At 56.3% G+C, this 2,042-nt stretch carries 3 protein-coding genes; all 3 read left to right on the forward strand.

Translation table 11 applies throughout. From position 1 onward, the window contains the following. The coding region (locus tag ACTO5E_RS10900) for a class II fructose-bisphosphate aldolase (RefSeq protein ID WP_482303588.1) at positions 1-183 on the forward strand (183 nt) is incomplete at its 5' end. Between the two features lie 92 nt (positions 184-275). After that, positions 276-1,715, forward strand: a complete 1,440-nt coding sequence (locus ACTO5E_RS10905; RefSeq protein WP_482303590.1) for a hypothetical protein — start codon at positions 276-278, stop codon at positions 1,713-1,715. A 79-nt stretch (positions 1,716-1,794) separates the two neighbouring features. Next, positions 1,795-2,042: helix-turn-helix domain-containing protein (locus ACTO5E_RS10910; RefSeq protein ID WP_482303592.1), on the forward strand; the 248-nt coding region annotated here is incomplete at its 3' end.

Genomic DNA, 2,042 nt, shown 5'->3' on the forward strand with positions numbered 1-2,042 from the left:
GTGTGCAAGATTAACATCGACTCCGACCTGCGCCTGGCCATGACCGGCACCATCCGCCAGTTCTTCAACGAGCACCCCGACAAGTTCGACCCCCGCGAGTATCTGAAGCCCGCCCGCGCCAATATCAAGGAACTGGTTCGCCACAAGCTGGTGAACGTCCTGGGCTGCAACGGCAAGGCCTGAGCAAAAAATTAAAAAAAGGGCGAACGGCCAATAGGCTGTCGCCCTTTTTCTATCATTGTAAACCTGCCAGGTCAGGCAGGGAAGGAGACTATATGCGGCGAATACGATTCTATCGTCCGGTCCTGTTGCTGGGGCTGTTTTTCCTTCTGGGACTGCTCTTTGTTCCTGAGTGTGACGACTGTTATTTTGTCTATTGGGAGTATGATTCACTCAAGAATTTTCTGCTTACCCATCCCATTCCAGAGGATATGCACGCATATGGAGTTCCTGCTAATGGGCGGTATTTGGGCAATCTCATCGGCGTTTTGCAGGGAAAGCTGTATTTTACCCCTTTCGGGTGGCTGCGGGGACTGTTTATGGGGGGCGTGCTGGCCGGGATGACCCTTCTGCTGGGACAGCGCTTCGCCCCTGATGGGGAACGAAAAGGGGAGGGCTTTGCCTTGGCCTTTTCCCTGGTTGCGCTGGCACCCAGAGGGCTTTGGCAGCAGGTCTACTCCTGGGGTGCGGCCTTTGTCAACTACCTCCTGCCCATGGCAGGTATTTTGATTCTGCTGGCGCTGCTCTCTAAGAAACGTCCTGTTCCTGTTGTGTGCTTTCTGGTCAGCCTGTGCTGCTGTTTCTTTATGGAACCGGTTACTATCCTGATGTGCCTGGGAGGAATCACCTACGGAGGATATACGTTTCTGAAAGAGCGGGAGAGACTGCCAGTCTCCCTTGCTACCGCACTGGGAGCTGTTTTGGGAACCGCATTGATGTTTTCCAACCCAGGTTATACCCAGATAGGCAGTGATAACCGAGCTATTGGGCTGGAGCTTATCAGCCGTAACCTGACCTTTATTGCAACAGAGGCCCTGCTCCGCCCTGTAGCGGCCGCTTTGCTGATTAGTTTTTTGCTGGTGTGGCTTTTGAGACGGCAGGGGGGGGTCTGGCAGCCCTGGGCTGTGTTCCTGGCCCTCATCCATATGTTCTGTGTGGTGGACGCCCTGCGGGACTGCGCGTATGGAGGCGGACTCCAAAATATGAAGCGGATGATGCTGGCCGGAGCGCTGGCTCTGATTTGGCTTGTCCTTCTGGCACAGTGGAGAGGAGGTGCGGTCCGAGTTCAGGTTGCAGCCGGAGCGCTGGCTCTGTGTGTGGTAAATGGCCCACTGCTGGTGGTGTCGCCAGTGGAATCTCGGGCACTATTTCCCAGCTATGTAGTGCTGTTGATGATTGCGGCTCTGCTTTGGCGGGAGGCTCGAAAACAGGGGCTGCGGTTGTCTATAAGGTGGGCCTGGGTCCCGGGCGCGGTGGTGTGCGCCCTGTTGATTGCGATCTACAGCGCCAATTTTCTGGTATATCACCAGCGGCTGGACAGCGCCAGGCTTCAGGTGGCCCAGGGAGCCCGGGAGCTTACCCTTCCTCTGGTACCCTTCACTGGCTGGACTGTCAATGAACAGAGGAACAAGGGCGATATTTGTTTCTTGGTTTACCGGGACACAGCATGGGATGTGCCAGTCAAATTTGTGCCTTACCAGGAGTTTATTTCCTAGCCCCTCTCATTTTTTGCACCCGAAAAGCGAGGACAGCGCGGGGGAACAGGGGTATACTTGAGCGCAGGGAGTGGATGTTATGGATTGGCTGAAGAGCTGGAACGAAGCGCTGGACTATCTGGAGGAAAATTTGGACAAGGAGATCAGCCTGGAGGAACTGGGCCGGCTGGCCGGCTGTTCGACCTACCATTTTCAGCGGATGTTCTCCTACCTGGCCGGCGTGCCGCTGAAGGAGTATATCCGTCGGCGGCGCATGACCCGGGCGGCGGCGGACCTGCGGACCGGGGAGAAGGTCCTCCATGTGGCCCTGCGCTACGGCTACGACTC

The sequence above is a fragment of the Acutalibacter sp. genome (assembly GCF_056800975.1).